23 protein-coding genes are annotated in these 25,624 nt (G+C 44.0%); 19 read left to right on the forward strand and 4 right to left on the reverse strand.

All coding sequences use genetic code 11. The annotated features are described in order from the left end of the window. Positions 1-33: 33 nt before the first annotated feature. Positions 34-858, reverse strand: coding sequence for an aldo/keto reductase (locus MTR82_RS06975; RefSeq protein ID WP_246808449.1), 825 nt, complete (start codon positions 856-858; stop codon positions 34-36). Between the two features lie 323 nt (positions 859-1,181). On the opposite strand from MTR82_RS06975, the gene MTR82_RS06980 reads away from it, so the two are divergent. After that, complete coding sequence (locus tag MTR82_RS06980; RefSeq protein ID WP_246808450.1) at positions 1,182-2,519, forward strand: Ig-like domain-containing protein; 1,338 nt, start codon at positions 1,182-1,184, stop codon at positions 2,517-2,519. A 55-nt stretch (positions 2,520-2,574) separates the two neighbouring features. Here the strand turns inward: MTR82_RS06980 and MTR82_RS06985 are convergent, their stop codons facing one another. After that, positions 2,575-2,973: a DUF2512 family protein gene (locus tag MTR82_RS06985; RefSeq protein ID WP_235196952.1), complete on the reverse strand. Its 399-nt coding sequence runs from the start codon at positions 2,971-2,973 to the stop codon at positions 2,575-2,577. 263 nt (positions 2,974-3,236) lie between these two features. Here MTR82_RS06985 and MTR82_RS06990 point away from each other — a divergent pair, with 263 nt between their 5' ends. The 10 genes from MTR82_RS06990 to MTR82_RS07035 all read left to right on the forward strand — a co-directional run bounded on the left by MTR82_RS06990 (position 3,237) and on the right by MTR82_RS07035 (position 14,818). After that, positions 3,237-4,025 carry an IclR family transcriptional regulator gene (locus MTR82_RS06990; protein WP_246808451.1) on the forward strand — a complete coding sequence of 263 codons (789 nt, stop codon included), beginning with the start codon at positions 3,237-3,239 and terminating at the stop codon, positions 4,023-4,025. A gap of 16 nt (positions 4,026-4,041) precedes the next feature. Further along, entirely contained in the window at positions 4,042-5,088 is a 1,047-nt protein-coding gene (locus MTR82_RS06995; protein WP_246808452.1) for an ABC transporter ATP-binding protein, read from the forward strand. Further along, positions 5,057-6,127, forward strand: a complete 1,071-nt coding sequence (locus tag MTR82_RS07000; protein ID WP_246808453.1) for an ABC transporter ATP-binding protein — start codon at positions 5,057-5,059, stop codon at positions 6,125-6,127. Before MTR82_RS06995 ends, MTR82_RS07000 begins: the two co-directional genes overlap by 32 nt. 50 nt (positions 6,128-6,177) lie before the next feature. Continuing rightward, positions 6,178-7,401, forward strand: a complete 1,224-nt coding sequence (locus MTR82_RS07005) for a dipeptidase (protein ID WP_235196949.1) — start codon at positions 6,178-6,180, stop codon at positions 7,399-7,401. 21 nt (positions 7,402-7,422) lie between these two features. Continuing rightward, positions 7,423-9,057 carry an ABC transporter substrate-binding protein gene (locus MTR82_RS07010; RefSeq protein ID WP_246808454.1) on the forward strand — a complete coding sequence of 545 codons (1,635 nt, stop codon included), beginning with the start codon at positions 7,423-7,425 and terminating at the stop codon, positions 9,055-9,057. 70 nt (positions 9,058-9,127) lie between these two features. Next, positions 9,128-10,075 (forward strand): ABC transporter permease, encoded by a 948-nt coding sequence (locus MTR82_RS07015; protein WP_246808455.1) that lies wholly within the window; start codon positions 9,128-9,130, stop codon positions 10,073-10,075. Between the two features lie 17 nt (positions 10,076-10,092). Beyond that, the gene (locus MTR82_RS07020) at positions 10,093-10,986 is read left to right on the forward strand and encodes an ABC transporter permease (protein ID WP_246808456.1); all 894 of its coding nucleotides are present in this window, start codon (positions 10,093-10,095) and stop codon (positions 10,984-10,986) included. 23 nt (positions 10,987-11,009) lie between these two features. Beyond that, positions 11,010-11,858, forward strand: a complete 849-nt coding sequence (locus tag MTR82_RS07025; protein ID WP_246808457.1) for an alpha/beta fold hydrolase — start codon at positions 11,010-11,012, stop codon at positions 11,856-11,858. A gap of 51 nt (positions 11,859-11,909) precedes the next feature. Further along, positions 11,910-13,013 (forward strand): zinc-binding dehydrogenase, encoded by a 1,104-nt coding sequence (locus MTR82_RS07030; protein ID WP_246808458.1) that lies wholly within the window; start codon positions 11,910-11,912, stop codon positions 13,011-13,013. A 35-nt stretch (positions 13,014-13,048) separates the two neighbouring features. Next, positions 13,049-14,818, forward strand: a complete 1,770-nt coding sequence (locus tag MTR82_RS07035) for a M28 family metallopeptidase (protein ID WP_246808459.1) — start codon at positions 13,049-13,051, stop codon at positions 14,816-14,818. A gap of 64 nt (positions 14,819-14,882) precedes the next feature. Here the strand turns inward: MTR82_RS07035 and MTR82_RS07040 are convergent, their stop codons facing one another. Together MTR82_RS07040 and MTR82_RS07045 are read right to left on the reverse strand one after the other, a co-directional pair. After that, positions 14,883-15,725, reverse strand: a complete 843-nt coding sequence (locus MTR82_RS07040; RefSeq protein WP_246808460.1) for an ABC transporter permease — start codon at positions 15,723-15,725, stop codon at positions 14,883-14,885. Between the two features lie 15 nt (positions 15,726-15,740). Then, on the reverse strand, positions 15,741-16,718 hold the full coding sequence (locus tag MTR82_RS07045; protein WP_246808461.1) for an ATP-binding cassette domain-containing protein: 978 nt from the start codon (positions 16,716-16,718) through the stop codon (positions 15,741-15,743). Positions 16,719-17,090: 372 nt separating this feature from the next. On the opposite strand from MTR82_RS07045, the gene abc-f reads away from it, so the two are divergent. From abc-f to MTR82_RS07085, 8 genes are all read left to right on the forward strand, one after another. Continuing rightward, the gene (gene abc-f / locus MTR82_RS07050; protein WP_246808462.1) at positions 17,091-18,719 is read left to right on the forward strand and encodes a ribosomal protection-like ABC-F family protein; all 1,629 of its coding nucleotides are present in this window, start codon (positions 17,091-17,093) and stop codon (positions 18,717-18,719) included. A gap of 281 nt (positions 18,720-19,000) precedes the next feature. Further along, entirely contained in the window at positions 19,001-19,996 is a 996-nt protein-coding gene (locus tag MTR82_RS07055; protein WP_246808463.1) for a GNAT family N-acetyltransferase, read from the forward strand. 184 nt (positions 19,997-20,180) lie between these two features. Then, positions 20,181-21,005: a sugar phosphate isomerase/epimerase family protein gene (locus MTR82_RS07060; RefSeq protein ID WP_052650807.1), complete on the forward strand. Its 825-nt coding sequence runs from the start codon at positions 20,181-20,183 to the stop codon at positions 21,003-21,005. A 1-nt stretch (position 21,006) separates the two neighbouring features. Continuing rightward, entirely contained in the window at positions 21,007-21,909 is a 903-nt protein-coding gene (locus MTR82_RS07065; protein WP_246808464.1) for a sugar phosphate isomerase/epimerase family protein, read from the forward strand. An 87-nt stretch (positions 21,910-21,996) separates the two neighbouring features. Further along, positions 21,997-22,761 (forward strand): IclR family transcriptional regulator, encoded by a 765-nt coding sequence (locus MTR82_RS07070; RefSeq protein ID WP_246808465.1) that lies wholly within the window; start codon positions 21,997-21,999, stop codon positions 22,759-22,761. A 153-nt stretch (positions 22,762-22,914) separates the two neighbouring features. Further along, positions 22,915-23,562: a bifunctional 4-hydroxy-2-oxoglutarate aldolase/2-dehydro-3-deoxy-phosphogluconate aldolase gene (locus tag MTR82_RS07075; RefSeq protein WP_246808466.1), complete on the forward strand. Its 648-nt coding sequence runs from the start codon at positions 22,915-22,917 to the stop codon at positions 23,560-23,562. 15 nt (positions 23,563-23,577) lie between these two features. After that, the gene (locus MTR82_RS07080) at positions 23,578-24,600 is read left to right on the forward strand and encodes a 2-dehydro-3-deoxygalactonokinase (protein ID WP_246808467.1); all 1,023 of its coding nucleotides are present in this window, start codon (positions 23,578-23,580) and stop codon (positions 24,598-24,600) included. A gap of 21 nt (positions 24,601-24,621) precedes the next feature. Beyond that, positions 24,622-25,602: a tripartite tricarboxylate transporter substrate binding protein gene (locus MTR82_RS07085; protein ID WP_234398931.1), complete on the forward strand. Its 981-nt coding sequence runs from the start codon at positions 24,622-24,624 to the stop codon at positions 25,600-25,602. Positions 25,603-25,624 lie beyond the last annotated feature (22 nt).

Raw genomic sequence — 25,624 nt, forward strand, 5'->3', positions numbered from 1 at the left:
GGAATCGCATTCCTTCCAGCGGCTGTTTATTGTTTAACGTACGTTCATTTCATTCGGATGAGAGCCTTTGCGGCGGTTCTTATTCAATGCATGTATCTGTTCCATTTCATCGGATGACAACTCGAAATCGAAGACTTGGAAGTTTTCTTCAATGCGGGAAGGTGTCACGGATTTTGGAATCACGATTGTTTGGTTCTGTAGGTGCCAGCGCAGCACAACTTGTGCCGGTGATTTCTGGTGCGCTTCGGCGATTTTTTGGACGGTTTCGTCTTGCAGCACTTCGCCGCCTTGATCCAGCGGACTCCACGCTTCAACAAAGATGTCGTGTTTTGCACAGAACGCTTTCAATTCGGTTTGAGCCAAGTACGGATGGCATTCCACTTGGTTCAGTACAGGCTTTACGTCGCATTCCGAAAGCAAGCGCTCCAAATGCTCGATTTCAAAGTTGCAGACGCCGATCGCTTTAACGCGGCCGTCGTTGTACAGTTTCTCCAACGCTTTGTATGTATCCACATACTCGTCGAATTGCGGAGTCGGCCAGTGGATCAAGTACAAGTCCACGTAATCCAACCCTAAACGTTCCAAGCTTTCGTCGAAAGCACGCAACGTGTTTTCATAGCCTTGGTCGCTGTTCCAGACTTTCGTCGTGATGAACAATTCTTCGCGCGGAAGGCCAGCGTCTTTGATCGCTTTGCCGACGCCTTTTTCGTTCTGGTAAATCATTGCTGTATCGATTGAGCGGTAGCCCGCTTTCAATGCATTTGCTACTGCGGCAGTAGCTTCATCATCCGGAACCTGCCACACGCCGAAGCCAAGCTGCGGCATTTTCAAACCGTTGTTTAATGTTACGTATTCCATTGTCCATTACCCCATTTCAAAATAAATTCAAGCGCTTTATTCGTTACCCTTTTAGTGTAATGAATAATCTTTTAAAACGCATTTACTTTGACTCACGAAGTATTAATAGCAGAAAATCTTTTTATTAAGAAAACCATTAAATAGTAGATGGTGATTTGAAATTTTAATAAATAACAAGTAGTACTGTGTTCATTAATGTAAGAAAGTAACAATAAATAGGCAAAAATAATCAAGTGGAATTCGGGGGATATAGTATAATCAAAAAGCGTTAATTTCAAAAAAAGAGATATGAGAAAAAATCTATTTAAAAAGAGGGAGAGCTAATGTTCAAAGGGCAATGGGTGAAAATTTTAGTGTTGCTTTTATTTATGGTATCGATTCCGTTTGTGCAATTTGCGAAGGCGGAAGGAGAAGCGATTTTACCTCAGAAGATCGAAGTGAACAAATCTTCCTTGCAGATTACAAGCAAGCAGACCGTGATATTATCAGCGGTTGTAGCACCTGCAGATTCAATGGATAAAACGGTTTTGTGGAAAAGTTCAAATCCGAAAGTAGCTTCAGTGGATGCAAAAGGAGCTGTAAAAGCGCTTAAAAATGGCACAGCCACTGTCACAGCATCGGCAAAAGGAAATCCGAAAGTCGAGAAAAAGATTGAAGTGAAAGTCTCGGATAAAATAGTGAAACTGGACAAGACCAGCTTGACTATTGTTAAAGGGCAAACGGCTTCAATCAAAGCAACCGTTTCGCCAATCGACAGTACCGACAAAGGTGTGACTTGGAAGACGTCAAACTATAAGATTGCGACAGTTGATAAAAATGGAAAGGTAGCTGCAAAAGCCACTGGCACCGTCAACATGACGGCAACTGTTAAAGGAGCAAAAGTGGCAACTGCTAAAGTCACAGTAAAAGCGCCGGTTTTAGCAACATCAGTAAAAGTAAGCAAGACGTCCGCAACATTAGCGAAAGGGAAAACGCTAAATTTAACGGCCACGGTTAGCCCGAGTTCAACAACGAATAAAAATGTTAACTGGCGGACTTCCAATGCAAAAGTCGCAAAAGTGGACAGCAAGGGCAAAGTTACGGCAGTAGGAAGCGGAACTGCCAAGATTACGGTCACAACTTCAAATGGAAAAACAGCGATTACAACGATTACTGTACCGAATGTCAAAACTTTAAGTGCCGGTAATTGGAAGGCAGGAAAAGATTTAACGCCAGGACGTTATAAAATCACAACAACTTCAGGTTCCGGAAATTTAATCATCGCTGAAAATGATTATGACCGTTTCATCAATGAGATTCTTTCAAGTGAAGACGATGGCTTCGGGGTTACTGCCGTCACAACGGATATCAAATCCGGTGACAGCATCAAAATAATGGGATTAAATAATGTCACTTTCACGCAAGTTTTCAATGTGAAAACAAATATTTTACATGCCGGTTACTGGACAGTCGGCAAAGATATTGCAGCTGGGAATTATCATATCACTACACCGAAAGGCTCCGGCAATCTAATTATGTATCGCGGAGACTATTTGCTGGTTAACGAAATTTTAGCGAACAAGCCGGATTATTACGAGGTTTCCAGTGTAACCACTACTTTAAAGAATAATGATCGCATATATATCGGCGGTTTGAATAAAGTTGTATTTACTAAAAAATAATTAAAGAAAAACGCACCCGTTTCTGCCACTCACAGGCAAAAAACAGGTGCATTTTTTATTTTGCAGCTTTGTAATTGTTGTACCAAGGCATCACGCCGCGGTCCATGTAAATATGGAAGAACCATTCTCCGGCAGCAAGCACCAGTGCGGATACGAGAGCAGGTGTCACCATTTCGGCCATGGTGCCGCTGATCAATTGGCCAACATACCAGATTACGAGAAAGGCTAGAACAAAATCGCAGACGGTCGCAATCGTATTGCGCGTCGACTGGTCATCCGCTTTGCCGGCATTTAGGAAAATCAGCAAATCGCCCATCAAGTAGGCAATCGCGGTCAGTCCCAAACTGATAATCAAGGTGTCGACAAAGGATACATCGAAGATCCACGTCAATACGATCAGTAAAACAGCAGTAATCATCACGAATTTAATGAAGAACGCAATCACATGATTCATTTTCCACTCTCCTTTAAAAAGTTTTAGTTATAAAACACTGTACCCAATTATACATAGAAATAAGCCAGCGCTTTTCATTTGAATAATTTTGCTAATTTTTATAAATATGAATGAGTTTTTATACTATTTAAATAAAAACTCAAAATAGTCTAACTAATTTGTCAAAACCTATTGATTATTTCGTGAATAATGGTAATTTATTAAAAAGAGTTATTATTCGAATCAGTGGTTCGATTATAGAACCACGGAAGGCAGGGGAAAAAATGAGTTCTAAGACAGTCGATAAAGCACTTAGCATTCTAGATGTTTTTACAGTGGAAACCCCTACGTGGGGGCTGCGAGAATTAGCACGGAATTTGGATATGAATCATACAATCGTTCATCGCATCTTAACGACGTTTGAAGATAAAGGCTATCTGTATTGCAACCCGGAAACCAAAAAATATGAGTTGGGAATCAAATTCATCGAACTGAATAATGTCGTCGAAGAGCATTTGAATATATCTACGATGATCCAGCCCATTATGAAAGAAATAGCAGTGAAAACTGGCGAAAGTGTAGTGCTGACTGTACTGGATGAAGAGGAAGGCGTTTTCGTGAAGATAGTTGAAAGTGAACAGAAGGTGCGATTCGCAGAATCTGTTGGAAAAAGGAGCGCGCTCTATATCGGAGCTTCCCATAAAATTATTTTGGCGCATTTGCCGGAAGAGCTTCAAAACAAGATTATAGATGAAGGAATTGAAAGCCAATCCAAACATATCCCTTCAAAAGAAAAATTGATGGCGAGGCTGGAAACCATCAAACGGGAAGGATGGTGTTTCAGTGAAGGAGAGACCTTCGATGACGTCGCTGCTTGTTCGGTTCCGCTGTTCGACAGCAAGCATCAGATTCTAGGATCGTTAAGCATCGCCGGTCCCAAATATCGCTTTTCTCAACAAGAAGGAGAAGAGAAGCTGCCGGCTTTACTCGAAAATGTAGAAAAGCTGAATTCCATTTTGAGCAAAGTCAATTTTCCTTCCCGGAGAAATTATTTAACCAAAAAGTTCATATGAAAAAGAGGTGAAGTTGATGGATAAAATTCTGGAAATCGATAACTTAGTTACGGCTTATCAAGGAAAAGAAGGATTCGTCCATGCGGTCGACGGGGTTTCCTTTGATTTGAACAGAGGAGAAACGGTTTGCATTGTCGGCGAATCCGGAAGCGGGAAAAGCGTAACATCGATGAGCATCATGCGGTTGGTCGAATTCGAAAACGGCACGATCAAAGAAGGCACCATTAAGTTCAACGGTGAAGACCTTGCCAAGAAAAGCAATGAAGAAATGCGGAAAATACGCGGATCCAAAATTTCCATGATCTTTCAGGAACCATTGACCGCGCTAAACCCGGTATTCACGATAGGAAAGCAAATTACCGAAGCCATTCTGTTCCATCATAAAGTCGGCAAAAAAGAGGCTTACCGAAGAGCGGAAGAGCTGGTGAGAATGGTCGGCATTTCAGATCCGCAAGCGCGTTTAAAGCAATATCCCCATGAACTTTCAGGCGGTATGCGGCAGCGGGTCATGATCGCGATTGCCCTGGCTTCCGAGCCGGAACTGCTCATTGCAGATGAACCGACAACGGCGCTGGATGTGACAATTGAAGCGCAGATACTGGAGTTGCTTCGGTCATTAAGAAGAGACCGCAATATGTCCATCATGCTCATCACCCATGATATTGGCGTCGCCGCTGAAATGGCTGACCGCATCATCATCATGTACGCCGGAAAAATCATGGAAATTTCAAAAACGCAAGACCTGTTTGATCAGCCTCTGCACCCGTATTCGAAAGGGCTGCTGGATTCGGTTCCGCGAATGGATGGGGAGCGGGGAGTGCCGCTCAACTCCATTAAAGGCTCAATTCCGAGGTTGAATGAAGTGCCTAAAGGCTGCCGTTTTTCGCCGCGATGCCCGTATGCCACCGAAAAATGCTATACGGAGATGCCGCCGCTTGAAGCTAGAGGCGACCGCCAAGTGGCTTGCTGGCACGTCGACCGGCTGCTGCAAGATGAATCCTTGAAGAACGAAATAAAAGGAGGTGGAATGGATGAATCAGGAGTTAAAGAACTCTCCTATTGAACCGAGCGAACCGCTATTGAAGATCGAAAATCTGAAGAAATATTTCCCCATTAAAGGAGGTGGTTATTTTAAAGGCAATAAGAAAGTTGTCAAAGCAGTCGATGGCGTCTCCTTTGAAATTTACAGAGGCGAGACATTGGGGCTCGTTGGAGAATCCGGTTGCGGAAAATCCACACTGGGCCGAAATATCTTAAGGCTGCAAGAGCCGACAGAAGGAAGAGTTTTCTTTAAAGAAAACGACATTTTGGCCTACCGCAGCCACGAAATGCGAAAACTGCGGAGGCAGATGCAGATCATTTATCAAGATCCATTCAGTTCGCTGAATCCCCGATTTACAGTAGGTGAAATTATTGGCGAGATGTTCGACATTCATGGCGTTGCGAAAGGCGCAGAAAAAGAAAAGAAAGTAAAAGAAATGATTGAACTGGTCGGATTAGATCCAAGCCGCTACCACAGCTATCCCCATGAATTCTCTGGCGGCCAGCGGCAACGCGTCGGCATTGCCCGTGCGTTGGCATTAAATCCGGAATTTGTAGTAGCGGATGAGCCGGTTTCCGCATTGGACGTTTCGGTTCAATCGCAAGTTATCAACCTGTTAATGAAACTAAAAGAAGAATTGGGCTTGACGATGCTGTTCATCGCCCATGGATTGAATGTCGTCCGCCACATCTCAGATCGTGTAGGTGTCATGTATTTAGGAAGGATTGTCGAACTTTCCGAAACGGATAATATATTCGATTATCCGGCGCATCCCTATACCGCAGCCCTGCTGTCCACCGTACCTGAAGCAGATCCTCGATTGAAAAAAGAACGTATTGTCTTAAAAGGAGAAGTTCCTTCTCCGGCGAACCCGCCAAGCGGCTGCCATTTCAGAACCAGATGTCCTCTAGCCACAGAGCGCTGTGCCAATGAAAGGCCGGAACTCGCGGAAGTTCGAGATAACCATTTTGCTGCATGCCACTACCCCCTAGAAAAAGGCCAAACTCTCAAAGAAGCAATCACATCCTTAGAACAAAGCCGTCAACCTGTCACTCAATAGTGTAGCGAATCCTATCAGAAACTGAAAACCCAATTTGAAGGAGTGTAAATATGACAAATAAAATCCAAAACCAATTAAATAAGAAAATCTACGATGGCTATAAATCTTTCCAATACTTAGAAGCTGGCACAGACTACAAAGAATATAAACTGTCGAAAGAAAATGATCGGGTGCCTCAATTTGTTTATCCGGTATCGGAAGACGAAGAAGAACAAGTCCGTACGATTATGGAAGAAGATTACATGGTGTCGATGCATGAACATACATTTATCATGCCGGAGAATTTACAGGAATTCTACGAGTTCCGCCGACAAGGCCGCGATTGGACAGCTTATGAAGCGTTGAGCCAGTCCGGACTCGATGTTATTTTTGAAAACTTTATGGATGGAACGGCAATGGTCACTTCGCAAGCAGGCTGGAAATGGTCCGATGTCATCCATGATATCGGCATCCGCTTCAGCGATATTGCCCATCAGGATATGATCATCAAAGCAGAGCGGATTGAAGATCTGTACCGGGCGAAAAAAGAACGCAAAATCGCTTTTGTCGGCGCGCTGGAATCTTCTACGATGATTGAAAATGAACTTGATCGCTTGGATATTTTATACGGATTCGGCATCCGGACAATGGGAATCGTCTATTCGGAAGCGAATGCACTTGGCGCCGGTTTGAGAGAGCCGAGCGACGGAGGATTGACAGTATTCGGAAAGCAAGCAGTTCAACGGATGAACAAACTGGGCATTACGATTGACGTTTCGCATGCCGGCGATAAAACTTCGCTGGATACGATTGAAACAAGTGAAAAGCCGGTGACAATCAACCACGCCGGAGCACGCGGCTTATGGGATACAAAACGGATGAAGCCGGATGATGTCATTATCGAATGTGCGAAAAAAGGCGGCGTCATTGCGATTGAGGCGGCTCCGCATTCTACTATTACGAAGAATCATCCAAGACATAATATCGAATCGTTCATGGAGCATTTTGAATACACCGCTAATCTTGTCGGCATCGATCATGTCGCTTTCGGACCGGATACCTTATTCGGCGACCACGTAGGCACACATGAATTATTATCTGGAAAGCTTTCCATTAAAAGTGCACAAATGGCCAATATGGAAAGAGTGGAATATGTGGAAGGACTGGAAAACCCTGCAGAATGCTTCCCGAACATTATCCGTTGGTTAGTTAAGAAAGGCTATAGCCGCGAAGACATTAGAAAAGTGGCGGGCGGCAACATCTTTAGGGTTCTTGAAGCGACTTGGGCAAAATAAACTAAAAGGGGGAAATTGAAGATGAAGAATAGGAAATGGCTGGGTTTGTTCACATTATTGATGGGAATTCTGCTTTTAGCTGCTTGTTCATACGGGGCTGATGATTCTACGCAAGGCGCTAAAGGCGACGGAGAACCGGCAGCAGAAGGGGAACCGAAAAAAGGCGGAAAAGTTTCAATTCCGATTGTCGCCGATCCAACGTTTAACCCGTGGCATCCGAATGCGTATGCTGAGTCGAATGTCGTTAACCGGGTGTTGTTCTCCGGCTTGACGCAAACCGGCGAAAATTTGGAGCCGATTCCGGATTTAGCGGAGGAATGGGAAACATCAGAAGATGAGTTGGAATGGACTTTCCATTTAAGAGACGATGTTTTGTGGCATGACGGCGAGCAGTTTACAGCCGATGACGTGGCGTTCACATTCAATGAAATTGTTTTGAATGAAGAACTCGGCGCGAACAATACTTCTTATTTCGGCCAATTGAAAGAAGTTCAAGTTGTTGATGATTATACAGTTAAGTTCATCATGGAAAGTCCAGTAGCTGCATTGCCGGCATACTTGAGCTTTAACACAGAAATTATCCCGGAGCATATCTTTGCTGGGCAAGATCCATGGGATCTGACTTCTTTCAACAAAGAGAATCCGGTAGGGACCGGCGCATTTAAATTAAAAAGCTATACTTCAGGGCAAAATGTAGTGCTTGAGCGAAATGAAGATTTCTACGGAGATATCGCATTATTGGATGAAGTCGAATACAAAGTATTGGCAGATGCCAATACGCACGTAGCCCAACTGTTGAGCGGCGAACTTTCTATCTTCGCTTTAGACGATCTTTCGGCCATCGATCGTATCGAAGGTGCTGAAAATGTAACGGTTGAAGCTCGCGAAACACCACGTTTCTTCTGGATCATTGCAAACCAGGAAGTTGAAAAGTATCAGGATGTACGAGTGAGACAGGCGATTCTTCACTCAATCGATCGCCAAAACATCATTGATACCGTCTTAAAAGGATACGGCACGATTGCAGACGCAGGGATTGCCCCAGCGCTCAAAGATTATTATACAGACGATGTAACCCGCTACGATTACGACCCGGAACGTGCGAAAGAGTTATTGGCTGAAGCGGGCTGGGAAGATACCGATGGCGACGGTGTCGTAGATAAAGACGGAGAACCATTTACGATTGATTTCGAAATCGGTCTTCAAGGAGATTTGGAAGCCATTTCTCAAATGGTGCAGCAGTATTTAGTGAAGACTGGCTTTGACGTGAACTTGAATGCAATGGAATGGAATTCAATGATTCAGGAAGTCGTTGTAAACCGTGATTATGAAATGAGCTTGAACTGGTGGAGATACCCAGCTGATCCTGATTTATCCGCTTATATGCATTCGCGCAGCGTAGCCGGAAACAATATTCCTGCATATCAAAATCCCGAACTGGATAAATTGCTGGATGCCGGAGCTCAAACGAGTGATGTAGAAGAACGGAAAGAAATTTACGTGGATGCCCAGAAATTGATGGCAGAAGAGCTGCCGTATATCTTCCTTTGGTACCCACAAGAAGCGCAAGTGCGTGCAACCAACTTGAAAGGTGTACCAAATCTGGCATTTGGCGATGCCTTGCACCATATCCACAAATGGTATATCGAAGAATAGACAGGAACTTGATGGAAGTGTGCTCACGGGTACACTTCCATTCCTCAATAAAGCGGAAGGAGGAGATGAAATGCTGCGTTTTTTAATGAATCGTCTCGGACAGAGCATTATCTTGCTATTGATTGTCACCATCATAACCTTTTTCTTGATTAACCTTGCTCCAGGCGGCCCATCCAGTACGATGCGGATGGACGCGACTGCCGAAGAGCGGCAAGCAATGGTCGAGAAACTGGGATTGGATGAACCTGTCATGGTCCGCTATATCGAATGGATCGGCAATGCATTTCAAGGCGATTTAGGGACTTCTTTTAATTCGGGTGAACCGGTTACGCAGCGGATATTAGAGAGGCTGCCTTATACGATTGAATTGACTATTTTCACCATTTTGATTTCCGTCATCCTCGGGATTTTCTTAGGCGTTTTATCCGCCATTAAACGCGGGAAAGCGCAAGACCACGTGATAAATTTCTTTAGTGTCGTCGGATTGTCGGTGCCGGCATTCTGGCTTGGTTTAATGTTGATCTTGCTCTTTTCCATCAATCTTGGCTGGCTGCCATCTTCTGGCGTCGGTTCAAGGGGAGAGGAATTTAGTTTATGGGGCTACGTATCGCATCTGATTTTACCTGTGCTCATCTTGACTACGACGGTATTGCCGAATATTGTCCGCTTTACCCGATCTTCAATGCTTGAAGTCATTTCGCAAAACTACATCCGGACTGCCCGGGCAAAAGGTGCGAAAGAATCGATTGTGCTTTATGTCCATGCACTCCGGAACGCATTGATCCCGATAATCACCATCATCGGAATGCTGATTCCGCGGCTATTGAGCGGAGCCGTCATTACCGAAGCGATATTCGGATGGACGGGAATCGGTACATTGATTATTGAAGCTGCCCGAGGCCGTGATTATCCGTTGGTTATGGGAGTGACAGTAGTCATCACGATTGTCGTAGTTGTTTGTAATTTGCTCGTGGATCTTTTGTATTCCCGAGTAGATCCGAGAGTTAAAAACGTATAAGCAGGAGGTGAGGGGAAATGGAAGTATCTACGAAACCAATTCTGACTGAAGATTTGGATGTTAAGCCGAGTCAAGGCAAAACGAGTGTCTTGAAGGCGCTTCGCAATAATAAAGTCGCCTACGGTTCGTTCTGGTTTTTAGTCGTTATACACGCTGTCGTATTTTTAGGGCCGCTGTTTTGGACCACGGATCCAGACACTTTGCAGGATGCAGGTTCGTTGGCAAGCTGGTCCTTGCAGCATCCTTTTGGGACAGATGATTTAAGCCGGGACGTTTTCGCCCGCATGCTCCATGGCGGCCGAGTGACATTGATCGTTGGTTTAGCAGCGATGTTATTTTCATTGCTGATTGGAACAGTAGTCGGTGCTTGCGCTGGATTTTTTGGGAAAGTGGTTGAATCCATTTTAATGCGAATCACCGAAGCGATGATGGCGATCCCGACGTTTTTCTTCATTTTAGTCGCCTTAACGGTTCTTGGCACAAGCCCGGCTATGGTAATCCTGGTGATCGCTTTAGCGGGTTGGATGGAAATTGCCCGAGTGGTCTACGGGGAAACGCTGAAATGGAAAGAATACGAATTTGTCGAAGCTGCCAATGCTTCAGGTGCTACGCCATTCCGGATCTTAACAAAATACATCATTCCACAAATTGTTCCGTCCATTATCGTTTCCGGAACTTTAACGATTGCTGCAGCGATTTTGACGGAAAGTGCCATCAGTTATCTGGGATTGGGAATTCAAGCGCCGACTGCAACATGGGGCAATATGCTCCAAAATTCTCAGCAATACATCTGGACTGCCCCTGTATTGGGCGTGTTGCCGGGTGTAGCGATCACTATCGTGGTTCTTGCTTATAATTTCTTAGGCGATGGACTCCGAGATGCATTGGACCCGAAATTTGTTAAAAAATAAAAAATGAAACGGAGAGATGGAATTTGTTTATTACCATTAACGACAATGAACTCTATTACGAAATTCATGGGAACCCGGAAGGGGAAACGATCTTTTTCATCCACGGAGCTCCGGGTCTCGGGGATTGCCGAGGAGATATTAAAGCTTTTTCGCCGCTGGGAGACCAATACCGGCTGGTCTTCATGGATATGCGCGGATCTGGCCGTTCAGAAGGAAAGCCGCCTTTTACACATGAACAATGGACTGCCGACATTGAAGAAATGCGGAAGCGCTTAGTTGATGGACCGATTAAAATCCTTGGCGGTTCTTACGGCGGGTTCTTGACGCTTGAATATGTCCTCCGCTATCCCGAAAATGTCACGCATGTCCTGCTGAGAGATACGGGATCGAATAATAAATTCGATCACCTGTCTGTAGACCGGGCTCTTCAAAGCAATCTTCCAGGGATTAAAGAAGATGGGATACGCCGTTTGTTCGACGGCAAAACGGAATCGAATGAAGAATTGAAAGAAATGTTCGCAGCCATTCAACCGCTCTATACGGTGAAATACGATGAAGAAGCCGTCAAAAGCCGCATCGATTCGATTTACTACCGCTACGAAACCCATAATTATGCATTCCGCTACAACAAGCCGGATTTCGACTTGGACGATGACCTCCATAAGATTTCAGTTCCAGTGCTGGTAACGGTGGGCAGGCACGACTGGATTACGCCAGTCGAATGTTCAGAGTTGATTGCAGAGAAAGTACCGAATGCCCAACTGGTCATTTTTGAAAACAGCGGACATTCGCCGCAGCAAGAGGAAAACGAAGATTATTTGGCATTGGTAAGGAAATTCCTGAACAAAGTGTCGGCTCCTGTGAATAAATAAAGCACCCAATGATTTCAGTTGATGCCAATAAGCTGGAAAGGCGGAATCCGAATGGCAGAAAAAGAGAGCTCAGTAAATTCTTTAAAAAGGAATGTCCCTGAAAAGATGCGGGCAGTCGTAATTCGGGAACATGGCGGCCCAGAAGTTCTTCAATTAGAAGAACTATCGACTCCCCGGCCAAAAGCAGGAGAAGTGCTTATTCAAGTGAAAGCTGTCGGGCTGAATCATCTGGATGTATTTGCACGCGAAGGCTTAAAAGGACCAGGTGTTCCGAAACTGACATTGCCCCATATTTCAGGAGTGGATATTGCGGGAAGAGTGGCTGCTTACGGTTCGGGACAGGATGCGCATGTTCACCGCTTTTCAATAGGAGACCGTGTATTGGTCAATCCGGCATACGGCTGTGGAAATTGCAGAGCTTGCCGTGCAGGTGAACCGAGCATGTGCAGGGATTACCAAATTATCGGAGAACATCGATGGGGCGGCCTTGCAGAATTTGTTGTGGTTCCCGAGAAAAACATTATTGCGATTCCTGATCAAATTTCGGATGAAACCGCTGCTGCTATTCCAGCTGTTTATACAACAGCTTGGCGAGGCGTAGTAACTGTCGGGAAAGTGAAAACTTCTGATGTCGTACTCATTGTCGGGGCATCAGGCGGCCTTGGTTCTGCTCAATTGGATATTGCGGTGGCTGCAGGCGCAACGGTTATTGCGATAGCGGGAAGCGAGGAGAAACGGCAAAGATGTTTAAAGATCGGTGCGAAAGCGGTCTTTGATTCGCATGGAGATTGGCAAACGGAAGTCCTGGAATGGACCGATGGAAGAGGCGTCGACCTCGTGCTGGATTCAGTAGGGAAGCCGACATTCCGTAAAAGCCTTAATTGTTTGGATTTCAACGGAAGAATGGTGTTGTCCGGTGCAACAGCCGGAGATTTTCCGGAAATCAGCATCCGTGAAATTTATCAATGGCATCGCCAAATTCTTGGGGCACCGATGGGGAACTGGGAAGATTTCTTGCAAGTGACCGATTCCATCTGGCAAGGAAAACTGCATCCGCAAGTCCACGCTGTTTATTCGCTGGAAGAGATTGCAGCGGCAGAAGAAGAGTTGGACCAACGAAAACATTTTGGAAAGATTATTATCAAGCCATCGTGAAAAACGATCAATACGAATAAAAGGAGGTTGAGCAAATGAATCAAAAAGTAGATGTATCTGTCGAAAAAGCCTTGCTGGCTGAAATCACTTCCGAATTGCCTCTCACGATTCTGGAAAGATTCAGCACATTGGTTCGGGAATCCGGCAGTGAAGATGAAAGAATCGCTGCCGATTACTTGGCTGGATTTTTAAAGGACTGGGATGTTCCGCATCAGATCCACACACCTGATCTTTATTTAAGTGTGCCCAAAAAGTCCTCTTTGCACGTAACGGCTCCGATAGAAAAAGAATACCGCATCAAATCTCCATCTTTTTCAGTCATAACAGGAGACGAAGCGATTACTGGAGAAGTTGTCTACATTCCTACAGGCTACGCCAAAGGAATCAATGATATTTTTGGGGCAGATAATCCACAAGATATGGGAGATTTGGCTGGCAAAGTGATTTTGACGGAAGGATTTCCGATGCCAGGGAAAGTTCAGGAATTTACCGACAAAGGTGCTGCTGCCATGCTGTTTATTAGCCCGGGAAATAATATTCACGAAGGGATATGCACAACCATTTGGGGAGCGCCTGACTTAACCAACATCCACGATGAGCCGGGCATTCCCGTGATGGCGATCAATAAATCGGACGGGCAAGAATTGAGTGTGCTTTGTGAACAGGGAGCTGTACACGTAACATTCAAAACGAATCTGGAAAAAGGATGGTTCTCGTGCCCGATTATCGATATTTTCATAGAAGGCACGGAGGAACCGGAAAAGTACGTGCTTTTGCATGGACATTTGGATTCTTGGCATGAAGGAATTGGCGATAATGCCACCGGAAATGCGGCATTGCTCGAAATGGTGCGGATTTTACATACGAATAAAAGCAAACTAAAACGAAGTGTCAGAGTCGCTATATGGACAGGGCATTCGACAGGTCGCTACGGGGGATCAACGTGGTTTGCTGACGAATTCGGATTGGATCTCGAAAAAAATTGCATCGCTTCTGTAAATTGTGATTCCCCCGGCTGTAGGTGGGCGACTTCCTATGATCACATGATGTGGATGAGTGAAGTGGATGCATTTTGCACCGACGTGGTGAAAGATGCGGTAAACTTGCCATCAAAAGGCGGAAGGCCATTAAGAGCGGGAGATTACTCGTTCAACAACATTGGAATCACTTCTTTCTTCATGCTTTCGTCGACCATTCCGGAATCCTTGTTAAAAGAAAAGGGATTTTATCCCGTAGGCGGATGCGGCGGCAATATTGAATGGCATACGGAAGAAGACTGGATGCATGTAGCTGATATGGACATCCTACTAAAAGACATTAAAATCTATTTGACCGGTGTGCTTCGAGCTGCAAATGCACCGATTCACCCGTTCAATTTTGTGCATACGACGGATGAGTTTGAACAAACCATCTTTAACTACCGAGAAGCGGCGAAAAGCCATTTTGATTTTGCGCCGGCTTTAAAAGAAGTGAAAGAATTGCGCAATGCCTTACAGTCTTTCTATCAAAAACTACAGCAACTGGAAACGGTGGAAGTAACAAACCCACAAGTGAGAAAAGCCAATGCGGCGCTTGAAAAGCTTTCGCGTATTCTCATACCGATCAATTACACGACAAAAGGAAAGTTCTGGCATGATTCAGCTTTAAATGTTCCGCCGCTGCCAGATATTGCCCCAGCGTTGAATTTTGATGGATTAACAGAAGGCTCCCACGAATTCAACGTGTTAAAGAACCATTTAAAGCGCGGGCAGAACCGAATCGTCTGGGCATTGCAGCAAGCAAGAGAAGTGCTGGAAGTCCAATGAAAAAGAGATTGATGGCGATCAAGCCGTCAATCTCTTTCGTTTGCCATTCAATTCATTAAAGAGCTCATTTCTTATTCCGATAGAGATACATGGTCAGTGGTGCAAAAATTGCAACAAATAGCAACGAGACAATCAACACCCACATCACTTGTTCGAATGTTGCCGTGCCGTGCATGAATCCGCGGACCGCAGTGGCTAAAATGGAAATCGGATTGATTTCCACAAATCCTTGAAGCCATGAAGGCAAAGTGCTCGGATCCACAAAAACATTGCTGACGAAAGTCAGTGGCATCATGACCAAGAAACTGAGCATCATTAAAGATTTCTCCGAACGGACGATTAATCCTAAGGTTGTCCAAATCCAAGAAAGGCTGAATGAAAAGATTAAGATCATCCCAATGGCCATCAGTACACCAGAAAGTCCGCCTTCCGGACGGAAGCCAAGCGCGAGTCCCAGTCCAATCATGATGAAAGAAGCCATGGAATAGCGGATGACGTCGACCAAAAGAGCGCCGATCAATGCGGACGGCAGCCAGATTGGCAAGGTCCGGAAACGGTCGAAAATGCCTTTGCGGATATCATTATTCAAATCGATCCCCGTATACATCGTAATCTGTGCAACGGTCATGACCAAAATCCCAGGCAGCAGGAACTGGAGATAATCGGCAGTCGATCCGGCAATCGCACCGCCGAACAGGTACGTGAACATCAATAAAAAGATGATCGGGAAAAGCGTCACATCAAACATTTGCTCCGGGACATGGCGGATGCGCAGCAAGGCGCGAGTGGCAAAAACCATCGTTGACGAAGCGGCGCTCGGACGTTTTGGTCGGCTAGTGGAAGAAATTGCGTCTTGCAACCGTTCATCTACTGTAACTTGTCTGCGAAGTTCCGTAGAGTCAATCATGAGTTTTCCTCCTTGCTAAACGTTTTCTGTTTCAGCGGCGTGTCCGGTAAGCGTCAAGAAAACTTCGTCAAGGCTCGGGCGTCCGAGGGAAAAGTCGCTGATCGCAATCCTCTCTTGAGCGATATCCCCCAATGCTTCTGCAACTATGGAAGGGTCGTTTACTTGGGCAGTCAGCATCGTCGGATCTGCGCCGGTATGGATGCCGACCCCAAGCTTGCGCTTCAGCAATTCAATGGTCCGGCCACGGTCTTCGGCGTTTACGAGTTGGACCGTGAGCGTTCCTGTGCCGACCGAAGCTTTCAATTCGCTGCTTGTGCCTTCAGCGATGATTTTCCCTTGGTTGATCACAGCGATGCGGTCTGCCAGCTGGTCAGCTTCCTCTAAATATTGTGTGGTCAAAAGGACGGTGGTTCCTGTAGCCACTAATGTACGGATGATATCCCAAACTTGGTTGCGGCTCCGGGGATCCAGTCCGGCAGTCGGCTCGTCCAAAAATAGCAGATCCGGCGTAACCACTAAGCTTGCGGCAATATCGATGCGTCTTCTCATACCTCCAGAATAATTCTTCACTTGACGTTTCGCCGCATCTTCCAAGCCAAAAGCAGCGAGCAATTTTTTGGCGCGCGTTTTGGCTTCCCTTCGGCCATAGCCCATCAAGCCGGCCATCATCACCAAATTCTCGAGGCCAGTCAAATCTTCATCCAAAGAGGCGTATTGTCCCGTCAATGAGATGCGGCTTCGGATGCGGTCTCCTTCAGTGGCGAGGTCGTATCCGAAGATCCGTGCAGTTCCGGCATCAGGCTTTGACAATGTCGCAAGCATGCGGATCGTTGTCGTTTTGCCTGCGCCGTTTGGCCCTAAAAATCCATAGACAGTCCCTTCCTGAATCGTTAAATCCACACCATCGACGGCCCGGTGCTTCCCAAATACTTTCACGAGCCCTTTCGCTTCAATGGCCCATGCGTTTGTTTCCCTCGTCCGATTTGCATCCACTAAAATCCTCACCTTTCGTTTGGATTATTGTGCAGCTCTTGAAAAAAGTATACTACCATTTGGTGAAAAATAAAAGAACAAATGTTCTAATTTTTCAATTTTCTTTTATTTTCTTTTGTATTTATGCTATAATCACTTCAACTAAGCGATAGAAAGGCTGATGAGTGGACGATGCGTAACTAATCTTATTTTCTTCATTTGAAATGGATATTTCAAATCACGTGAAATAGGATTAGTCTGCCCACTTATAAAACTGTCGAGCTATTCATTTATCGAAATGGCTTATTTAAGTTAGGCAAATACCGGCTAATCCTTCCAAGAAATTTTTGGGAGGATTTTTTAATTCTCCCTTATTCAGAAGGGAATGGTTAGATGAAAGAATTAATGAAATTGCAGCAAGTCGGTTATGAAATAGAAGATACGGTGATTTTTGAAGAGGTGAATTCAAGTGTCCGACAAAAGGAGATTATCGGGATCATCGGCAAGAACGGCGCTGGAAAATCGACTTTGCTTGAATTGATAGCCGGCAAATTGGCACCAAGCAAAGGGCAGATTCACCGCATAGCGGATCGCCTGGAAATCGCATATGTCGAACAGGAAGCGGAATCGCATGAAGTGGATCAAATTGATTCAGTGGAAAAGGTTTTATTGAAGAAATGGCAGGTACCGGTACACGATTATTCTTCTTTGAGCGGTGGCGAGAAATTGAAGGCCCGGCTTTCTGCAGGGATCGCCAAAGGGGCCAATTTGCTATTGCTAGATGAACCGACCAACCATCTTGACCAGTCAGGTATCGAATTATTGCTGGAGCAACTCAAACACTACCCAGGAACAATCATTTTAGTTTCGCATAACCGGACATTCCTGGATGCGATCGCGACAAAAATTTGGTCGATTGAACACGAAAAACTGATTGAGCATATTGGGAATTACACGAGCTATGTAGAAGAAAGAAAGCAAAAGCGGTTATCGCAGCAGCGCGATTACGAAAAGCAGCAGAAGATGGTGGAGCGGATCGAAGGCCATATGGAAGAACTTAAATCCTGGTCCCATAAAGCGCATGCGGAATCCACGAAGCAGGAAGGGGCAAAAGAATATTACCGGAAGAAAGCGAAGCGCATGGACAAACAAGTGAAGTCGAAGCAGAAACGCCTTGAAAAAGAATTGGAGAAGCATCAAGCAGCGCCGCCGGAAGCGGAATACGAAGTCGCGTTTTCCATGAAGGCCAATGAAAAAGTTGGCAAGCGCTTTTTGGAAGCAAAGAACTTATCGAAGGCATTTGGACATCGCACGCTATTCGAAGGCGCTAGCTTCACCGTTCAACACGGTGAAAAGGTTTCCATCGAAGGGCCCAACGGCAGCGGCAAAACGACTTTACTGAAAATAATCATGGGAGAAGAGGAAACGGAAGGCGAGATTTGGCTTTCTCCTTCAGCAGATATCGGCTATCTGACTCAAGAAGTATTCGACCTGCCGCTAGAGAAGACACCGGAGGAATTGTTCTATAAAGAGACATTCGCAGCGCGAGGCAAAGTTCAAAACTTAATGAAGCATCTTGGGTTTACCGCAGCGCAGTGGACGGAGCCGATCGGATTGATGAGCATGGGTGAGCGCATCAAATGCAAATTGATGGTTTATATATTGGAAGAAAAAGACGTCTTGATTTTGGATGAACCGACCAACCATCTGGATTTGCAGTCGCGTGAGCAATTGGAAGCGACGCTAGCGGAATATCCAGGAACGATGTTAGTGGTATCGCACGATAAAACCTTTATCGAAGAAACAACGTCTGCCAAACTGGTCATCAAAGACGGGGGAATCCATAAACAATTGGAGCAAATGGCGCCGGAGCAGGAAGCCATCGATGAATTGCGGCTGAAACTAGAAACGGAACGCCAAGCGGTGCTTGGGAAATTGAGTTTCATGACGCCGAACGATAAGGAGTATGCTTTATTGGATGGCCGATTCAATGAGTTGACGAAAGAAATTAAAAGTTTGTAACAATGGAAGAAAATTTGATGGTCTGAAATCCTGTTAAGCCAGGATTTCAGGTTTTTTTTATAGGAGGAACTTTTTTAATTTTATTTCCATCAAATTTACATTTTTTACGAGAAACCACTAGACGCTTTGAATATTAACAGCTAAAATAAATAACTATAATCTGAATTATTAGAATAATTTAATTCTGATACAACCGCACTGCATTTAGTAATGAAATACACGGCAAAAATTTAAAAATGCTTTCCAAAGGACGCTCCAGTTTACGAAAAGAGGTTTTCCAGTTGAGTGATATCTATTTTGAAACAGCTTACGGCCAGTTATACGAGAAAATTGAAAATGGCAAATGTGAAGTCTTTCATTATATAGGAGAAGAAGGGGAAGTTCGGCATCTGTATATCAAAAAGGAAATTCCATTTCGGTTGGAGGGTGAAGGTTACTATGATTTGGTAACTCCCTACGGGTATGGCGGGCCGCTGATCATCCGAGTAAAAGAAGCGGGAAAAGCACGTCTTGTGGAGGCTTTTCAACGTGCCTTCCAGGAGCATTGCCTGGACCAGAACATCATTTGTGAGTTCGTCCGTTTCCATCCGATTTTAATGAATGCCGAGGATTTTTGCAATTGTTATGAGTTGACCCTGCAGCGCTATACGACCGGCACCAATTTACGGGATTTTGAAAACCCGATCCAAGCCGAGTTCTCGAAATCCAAACAGAAAAGCATTCAGAAGGCTTTAGCTGCCGGTGTAGAATACCGCATCACTCAAAACCCTTCGAGCTTGACAGGTTTTAAAGCGATTTATGAACGGACGATGGATCGGAAAGAAGCGGACGCCGTCTATTATTTTGACGAGGCGTATTTTGACCAGCTGCTCCGGGACTTGGGCGAACACATTTTGCTTGTTGAAGTTCTCTACGATGGCCAAGTGATTGGAATGAGTTTGAATTTTGTCTATGGCAAGCTGATTCATACGCATTTGTCCGGAATGGATTTTGACTACCGCCATCTTTCTCCTGCCTTTGTTATGCGGTATGCACTGGCATTATGGGCAAAAGAGCAGGGAACGGAACTGATCCACGAAGGCGGTGGAAAAGGCAAAGGTTTGGATGATCCTCTCTACTTGTTGAAAAAACAGTTCGGCAGGAATACGGATTTCCGCTATTATGTCAGCCGCAAAATTTGGAATCCGGAAATTTACCGCCGCTTATGCCGTATGCTGCACGTGGAAGAAACGGCCGAATCCTTTCCGGCCTATCGATTTGCCCCTACTACAAGTTAATCTGTCGTTCTTTTCCAGGCACTTTGTGTCTGGTTTTTTTATTTTTATGAAAGCATTAAGAGAAAAATAATAATTAAATGAAATTGACAACGCTTTCTTTTTTGCCTACAATTGATGAAAGATTCAATTAATGAAACATCGTTCCTTATAGTGGAACGAAGCTGAAAATTTAGGAGGCGAAATAATGGCTATTAAATATGGTTGTCATGGATCAACTTGGGAATTGGACTACGATAAAGAATCGGATTATTTCCCTGAAATAGCAGATGTAGTTGAATATGCGGGATTTCAGGGAGTGGACATTCAAGTCTCTTTACTGGGGAGATTTAAAGAGAATCCAAGTGCATTAAAAAAAGAACTAGATCAGCGTGGCCTTCAATTGGCTGCTTTAACGATTCCGTTTAGTTGGTTGGAACCGCAAGAAACAGATGATGAAAAAGAATTGGCCGATTATTATATCGAATACATAAAGCATTTTCCTAATGCCTTATTAAATGTGGCGCCAAGAACAGGAAACTTGAGGGAAAACTTAGTGGCGCGGCAGCAAAACATCATTCGTTGTGCAAATCAGTTAGCTAAGAGAGCGCATGAACAAGGAGTGCTTTGTTCGTTTCACCCAAATTCACCAGCAGGCTCTGTATTCCGTTTAAAGGAAGATTATGAAATTCTATTTGAAGGGCTGGATACTAATTATATTGGCTATACGCCTGATGCCGGACATATTGTATTCGGCGGGATGGATGCATTGGAAATTTTTAAAAAGTATTTGCCTTTCATCAAGCATGTCCATTTCAAAGATGCTGCTAAAGATTTTCAATGGAAAAAGATGGGGACTGGGGACATTGATTTTCCGGCCATTGTCCAACTGCTAACGGATTCGGAATATGACGGCTGGATCATGGTTGAAGAAGAAACTGAAGAATCTACTGCAAACCCGAAACAGGCAGTAGTCGATATTAGCAAATACGTAAAGTCGAATCTAAAACCGATAAGCCGAGGAGAGAAATAATATGGAAAAGTCGATGAATTTTTTGCCAACCATTCTTATGCCAGAAATTTATCGCCCATTTACTGGAGATGAAAGTTTTTTCGTTTCAAAAATCGAGGAGATTGCAGAAGAAGGTTTCTATCGAGGAATTGAAATTGCAAGCATTCATGATAAAGAAAAAAGAAAGCAAATTCGTGAAGTCACTTCTGCTTCACAATTAATTGTTACGCAATGGATGACGGCTATTATTACGGAGCAAGGATTGAACTTATCTGCTGTTGATGAAAAAGAAAGACAGTATGCGGTGGAAGAAATCATAAAAAATATTGAATGGGCTAATGAAGCGGGAGCCTCAAATATCGCATTGGTAACTGGACCGGATCCAGGAGAGGAACTGCGAAAAAAGGCAGGAGAAAACTTGATAAAAAGCCTTTCATCAATTTGTGCAGAAGCGAAATCTTATGGCTTAGAAGTGCTTGTAGAACCTTTGGACCGGCATGCCCATAAAAAAATGTTTCTTGGCCCTACAGAAGACACTTATAATATTTTATCAACTGTTAAAAAAAATCATCCCAATATTGGCTACGCATTTGATACGGCCCACGCCGCATTAAATGAAGAAGAAATTGAAACAGCAATTGAGTTGGCTGGTCCGCTTATTAACCAGTTGCATCTATCGAATGCTGTTTTAAATCCGGTAGATCCACTTTATGGAGATCATCATATTCCTTTAGGGGCACCTGGTTTTTTAACTTATGAACGAGCTGTAAGCATTCTCGAAAAAGTAAAAATGCAGGGGCTTTTTGCTGCAAAGCCATTTCGGATTTCTATAGAAGTACGGACAAACGAGAATGAAAATGCCCATTCTACCGAGCTGCAAGCTAAACAATTTTTAAAGAGGTTACTTACCGAAACAAACGGATAGAGTTTATTGTATGAATTTAGGAGGCTATCCTATAGAATTTAGGAAGAATCTTTATTAGATGATTGTTATATTGCAGGAGGAAAATATATGAAAAAAGATGCAATTACCGTTCAGTCTGTTGACCGGGCTTTACAAATTATTGAGATTTTGCAGCAAATTCCACAAGGGCTCGGGGTAACTGAATTATCACATCGCCTGGACGTTTCTAAGAGTACAGCACACCGTTTGTTAATGTCTTTATACAACAAAGGGTTTGTCCAACAAGATCATCAGACGGAAAAGTATATGCTTGGCTTGAAGTTTATTGAGGTCGGGCAAGTGGTCACGGATAATTTGGATATTCGAAAACTTGCTTCTCCGTATTTGCATCAATTGACTGAAATCACAGGAGAAACTGCCCATTTGGCAATTATGGACAAATACGAAATCGTTTATATTGATAAGTTGGAAAGCAACGCGACAATACGCATGTTTTCAAATATTGGCAAGAGAGCCCCGATTCATTGTACGGGGATCGGCAAATCCATTTTTGCTTTTCTGCCTGATGAGAAAATCGAAGAAGTTATCAATGAAGCCGGCCTTCGCCAATTTACGGAAAAGACTTTAACGACCAAAGAAAAAATGTTAGAAAATATTCAACTGATTCGCAAAAGAGGCTACTCGATTGATGACGAAGAACATGAGGCGGGCATTAAATGCGCTGCAGCACCAATATTTAACCATCATGGAGAAGTGATTGCCGGAATTAGTGTGGCTGGTCCGATCATGAGGGTAACAGAAGAAAAATTAGAGATGATGGCTAGAGAAGTACTGCGCGTTTCTAATGAACTTTCAAAATTATTAGGGGCATAAAGAAAATTCAAAATATTCATTGACAGCGCTTTCTTTATTAAATATACTGAAAAAGAATCTACTAAACAAAACGGCGTTCCTTAGTAAGGAACGCCAAAAATAAAAATTATTTGTGAAACGAAGTTCCTTATTAAGGAACAAAGGGGGCAGGAAATGATAAATGTGATCAGCCAAGTCAACAAGCATAAAATTGTAGCCATTATCCGGACAGATTCAATTAATGAATTGGAACAAACAGTCCAAAGTTTGTATCGAGGAGGCATACGGATTGTTGAAATAACATTGAACACACCCGGAGCGCTAGAAGGAATCACTTCACTTCAAGGAAAGTATCCTGACTTGGCCATTGGAGCCGGAACAGTTTTGGATCCTGAAAGTGCCCGTCAGGCCATACTGGCCGGAGCCACTTTTTTACTAGCTCCAACTTTGAAAGAAAGTTCAATTGCAATGGCCAATCGATATAACACTTTTATCGTGCCCGGAGTTTTAACACCAACAGAAGCATTAACAGCCTATGAATATGGTGCTCGCATGATTAAAATCTTTCCTGCTAGATCAGTTGGATCTAAATATATCACCGATCTCAAAGGGCCTTTATCACATCTTGATATTATGGCTGTTGGTGGAATTTCTCTTGAAAATGCAGAAGAGTTTTTGGAAGCTGGCAGTTCCGCTTTAGGTATCGGCAGCGCTCTCGTTGATAATAAGTTAGTTAAACAAGGAGATTTTGATGAAATTGAGAAACGTGCTAGAGAATTTGTCGAGTTAGCCAATCGATTTGAATTGTCTAAGAAATTATAAAAAGTGGTGGATTTGATGAAAACGATATTAATAGATTCAGGGACAACGAATTCACGGCTTCGTCTCGTAGATAGAGGCAGCAGTGAAATCTTAGATCAACTAAAAATAAATATCGGCGTAAGAAACACGGCAATAGATGGCCATAATGAACAGTTAAAGAGTGGCTTGAAAGATGCTATTGAAAAAATTCTGGAAAGAAATTCGCTGGCGTCGAAAGATATTCGGTACATGGTTGCTTCGGGAATGATTACTTCTGATTTAGGCGTCCATGAGGTTCCTCACATTACCAGTCCGGCCAGCTTCGATGATTTTGCCCGAAAATCCGTAGTTATCAAACTTGAGGAATTCCTCTCGATTCCTTGTATTTTCGTACCGGGAATGAAGAATAATACTGAGGATATTTCAGACTCTCTGGCATTTATCAATGACTATGATGTGATGAGGGGAGAAGAAGTTGAAACAATCGGCTTATTAAAACAGATTGAGGTCCAAGGGAATGGGATTATGGTTTTGCCGGGTTCCCACACAAAATACGTCGCAGTCGATAACCAAAAAAATCTGCAGTCGTGCCTTTCGACTCTAGGAGGAGAAATTCTTCACGCTATCCAGAAAGAGACAATTTTATCAAAGTCTCTTACAACTAGCCTTGTGGAGGAAATTGATATAGAAATGTTAGAAAAAGGATACGAAGCATCAAAAAAATATGGATTTACAAGAAGTTTCTATCATATTCGGCTATTACAGATGTTTTCAACTTTAAATGAGAATCAGCGTGCTAATTATTTTGTCGGAGCTGTCATTCACGACGATATTAAAGCCCTGATGCAGACAACTGAACACAATGAAGTGGATTGGGTTATCGTCGGGGGGTCAGATCCTTTGCGAAAAATGTTTGTGCATTTATTAAAGTATTTAGGAAATGGTTGGCGCATTATCGAAGCAAATGATCAGCAGGTGGCTGCTTCTATGGTCTTCGGAGCACAAGAAGTCGCATCAGTTTATCTGACAGGCAATGAACTGAATGTAAGCGATTACTAAAACAAAACAGGGGGTTCTATGATGAAGAAATTTTTGAGTGCAGTGACATTATCCGTGTTGGCATTAACTATTGGGGGATGCGGAGCAAGTTCGGGAGCGAGTTCAGACGACGCTTCTAATTTCCCAGAGAAATCTATTGAAATTATTGTTCCAGCAGCTGCTGGAGGCGGGACGGATGCCACTGCTCGTGCGCTGGCAAATGAAGCGGAAGACGTGTTTGGACAATCCATCGGTGTATTAAATAAGACAGGCGGAAGCGGTTCAGTCGGCATGTCTGAAGGTGCCAATGCAAAAGCTGATGGCTATAAAGTGACGATGGTTTTCGTTGAGTTGACGATGTTTAAACACCTAGGTTTATCGCCGCTGACTTATGACCAGTTTAAGCCGATTGGAATGATTAACTTCGATCCAGCAGCTTTAACTGTAGCAGCAGATGCTCCATACGATACGCTTGAAGAATTTATCGCTTATGCGAAAGATCATCCGGGCGAAGTGAGTGTCGGCAACTCAGGAACAGGATCGATTTGGCATATTGCTGCAGCGAGCCTTGAAAAAGCGGCAGGAATTAAAGTCAACCACGTGCCTCACGAAGGTGCAGCTCCAGCAGTAACGGCTCTAGTAGGCGGCCATATTGATGCAGTTACTGTCAGCCCGGCAGAAGTTAAAACACAGCTTGAAGCTGGAAATGTGAAAACTCTTGCGGTAATGGCAGACACAAGATCCGATATTATCCCGGATGTTCCGACATTCGCTGAAGCGGGAGTTGAAATCAATCCAACAGGTACTTGGAGAGGATTGACTGTTCCAAAAGATACGCCGGATGATGTGGTAGCGAAGCTTGAAGAAGGTTTCATGAAAGCTGCAGAAGATGAAGATTTTGCAGAATTCATGAAAACGAACGGCTTAGGAATTGAATTGAAAAGTTCTGAAGAATTTGAAGCTTACATGAAGCAGAATGAACAGGATTTCGGTGAAATCATCGGTGAATTAGGGCTTAACTAAAATCCGCTGAAAAATTTAAAGA

Origin of the sequence: Planococcus ruber, from assembly GCF_022819085.1 — a bacterium.
Taxonomy (GTDB): Bacteria; Bacillota; Bacilli; order Bacillales_A; family Planococcaceae; genus Planococcus; species Planococcus ruber.

What these genes read in the sequence shown, in the direction of transcription:
- MTR82_RS07000 (WP_246808453.1), top strand. Translation starts at nt 5,057, where the DNA reads ATGAATCAGGAGTTAAAGAACTCTCCTATTGAACCGAGCGAACCGCTA.
- MTR82_RS07035 (WP_246808459.1), top strand. Translation starts at nt 13,049, where the DNA reads ATGAATCAAAAAGTAGATGTATCTGTCGAAAAAGCCTTGCTGGCTGAA.
- MTR82_RS06990 (WP_246808451.1), top strand. Translation starts at nt 3,237, where the DNA reads ATGAGTTCTAAGACAGTCGATAAAGCACTTAGCATTCTAGATGTTTTT.
- MTR82_RS07080 (WP_246808467.1), top strand. Translation starts at nt 23,578, where the DNA reads ATGAAAACGATATTAATAGATTCAGGGACAACGAATTCACGGCTTCGT.
- MTR82_RS07040 (WP_246808460.1), bottom strand. Translation starts at nt 15,725, where the DNA reads ATGATTGACTCTACGGAACTTCGCAGACAAGTTACAGTAGATGAACGG.
- MTR82_RS06985 (WP_235196952.1), bottom strand. Translation starts at nt 2,973, where the DNA reads ATGAATCATGTGATTGCGTTCTTCATTAAATTCGTGATGATTACTGCT.
- MTR82_RS07030 (WP_246808458.1), top strand. Translation starts at nt 11,910, where the DNA reads ATGGCAGAAAAAGAGAGCTCAGTAAATTCTTTAAAAAGGAATGTCCCT.
- MTR82_RS07010 (WP_246808454.1), top strand. Translation starts at nt 7,423, where the DNA reads ATGAAGAATAGGAAATGGCTGGGTTTGTTCACATTATTGATGGGAATT.
- MTR82_RS07020 (WP_246808456.1), top strand. Translation starts at nt 10,093, where the DNA reads ATGGAAGTATCTACGAAACCAATTCTGACTGAAGATTTGGATGTTAAG.
- MTR82_RS07070 (WP_246808465.1), top strand. Translation starts at nt 21,997, where the DNA reads ATGAAAAAAGATGCAATTACCGTTCAGTCTGTTGACCGGGCTTTACAA.
- MTR82_RS07005 (WP_235196949.1), top strand. Translation starts at nt 6,178, where the DNA reads ATGACAAATAAAATCCAAAACCAATTAAATAAGAAAATCTACGATGGC.
- MTR82_RS06975 (WP_246808449.1), bottom strand. Translation starts at nt 858, where the DNA reads ATGGAATACGTAACATTAAACAACGGTTTGAAAATGCCGCAGCTTGGC.
- MTR82_RS06995 (WP_246808452.1), top strand. Translation starts at nt 4,042, where the DNA reads ATGGATAAAATTCTGGAAATCGATAACTTAGTTACGGCTTATCAAGGA.
- MTR82_RS07015 (WP_246808455.1), top strand. Translation starts at nt 9,128, where the DNA reads ATGCTGCGTTTTTTAATGAATCGTCTCGGACAGAGCATTATCTTGCTA.
- MTR82_RS07065 (WP_246808464.1), top strand. Translation starts at nt 21,007, where the DNA reads ATGGAAAAGTCGATGAATTTTTTGCCAACCATTCTTATGCCAGAAATT.
- abc-f (WP_246808462.1), top strand. Translation starts at nt 17,091, where the DNA reads ATGAAAGAATTAATGAAATTGCAGCAAGTCGGTTATGAAATAGAAGAT.
- MTR82_RS07085 (WP_234398931.1), top strand. Translation starts at nt 24,622, where the DNA reads ATGAAGAAATTTTTGAGTGCAGTGACATTATCCGTGTTGGCATTAACT.
- MTR82_RS07075 (WP_246808466.1), top strand. Translation starts at nt 22,915, where the DNA reads ATGATAAATGTGATCAGCCAAGTCAACAAGCATAAAATTGTAGCCATT.
- MTR82_RS07060 (WP_052650807.1), top strand. Translation starts at nt 20,181, where the DNA reads ATGGCTATTAAATATGGTTGTCATGGATCAACTTGGGAATTGGACTAC.
- MTR82_RS06980 (WP_246808450.1), top strand. Translation starts at nt 1,182, where the DNA reads ATGTTCAAAGGGCAATGGGTGAAAATTTTAGTGTTGCTTTTATTTATG.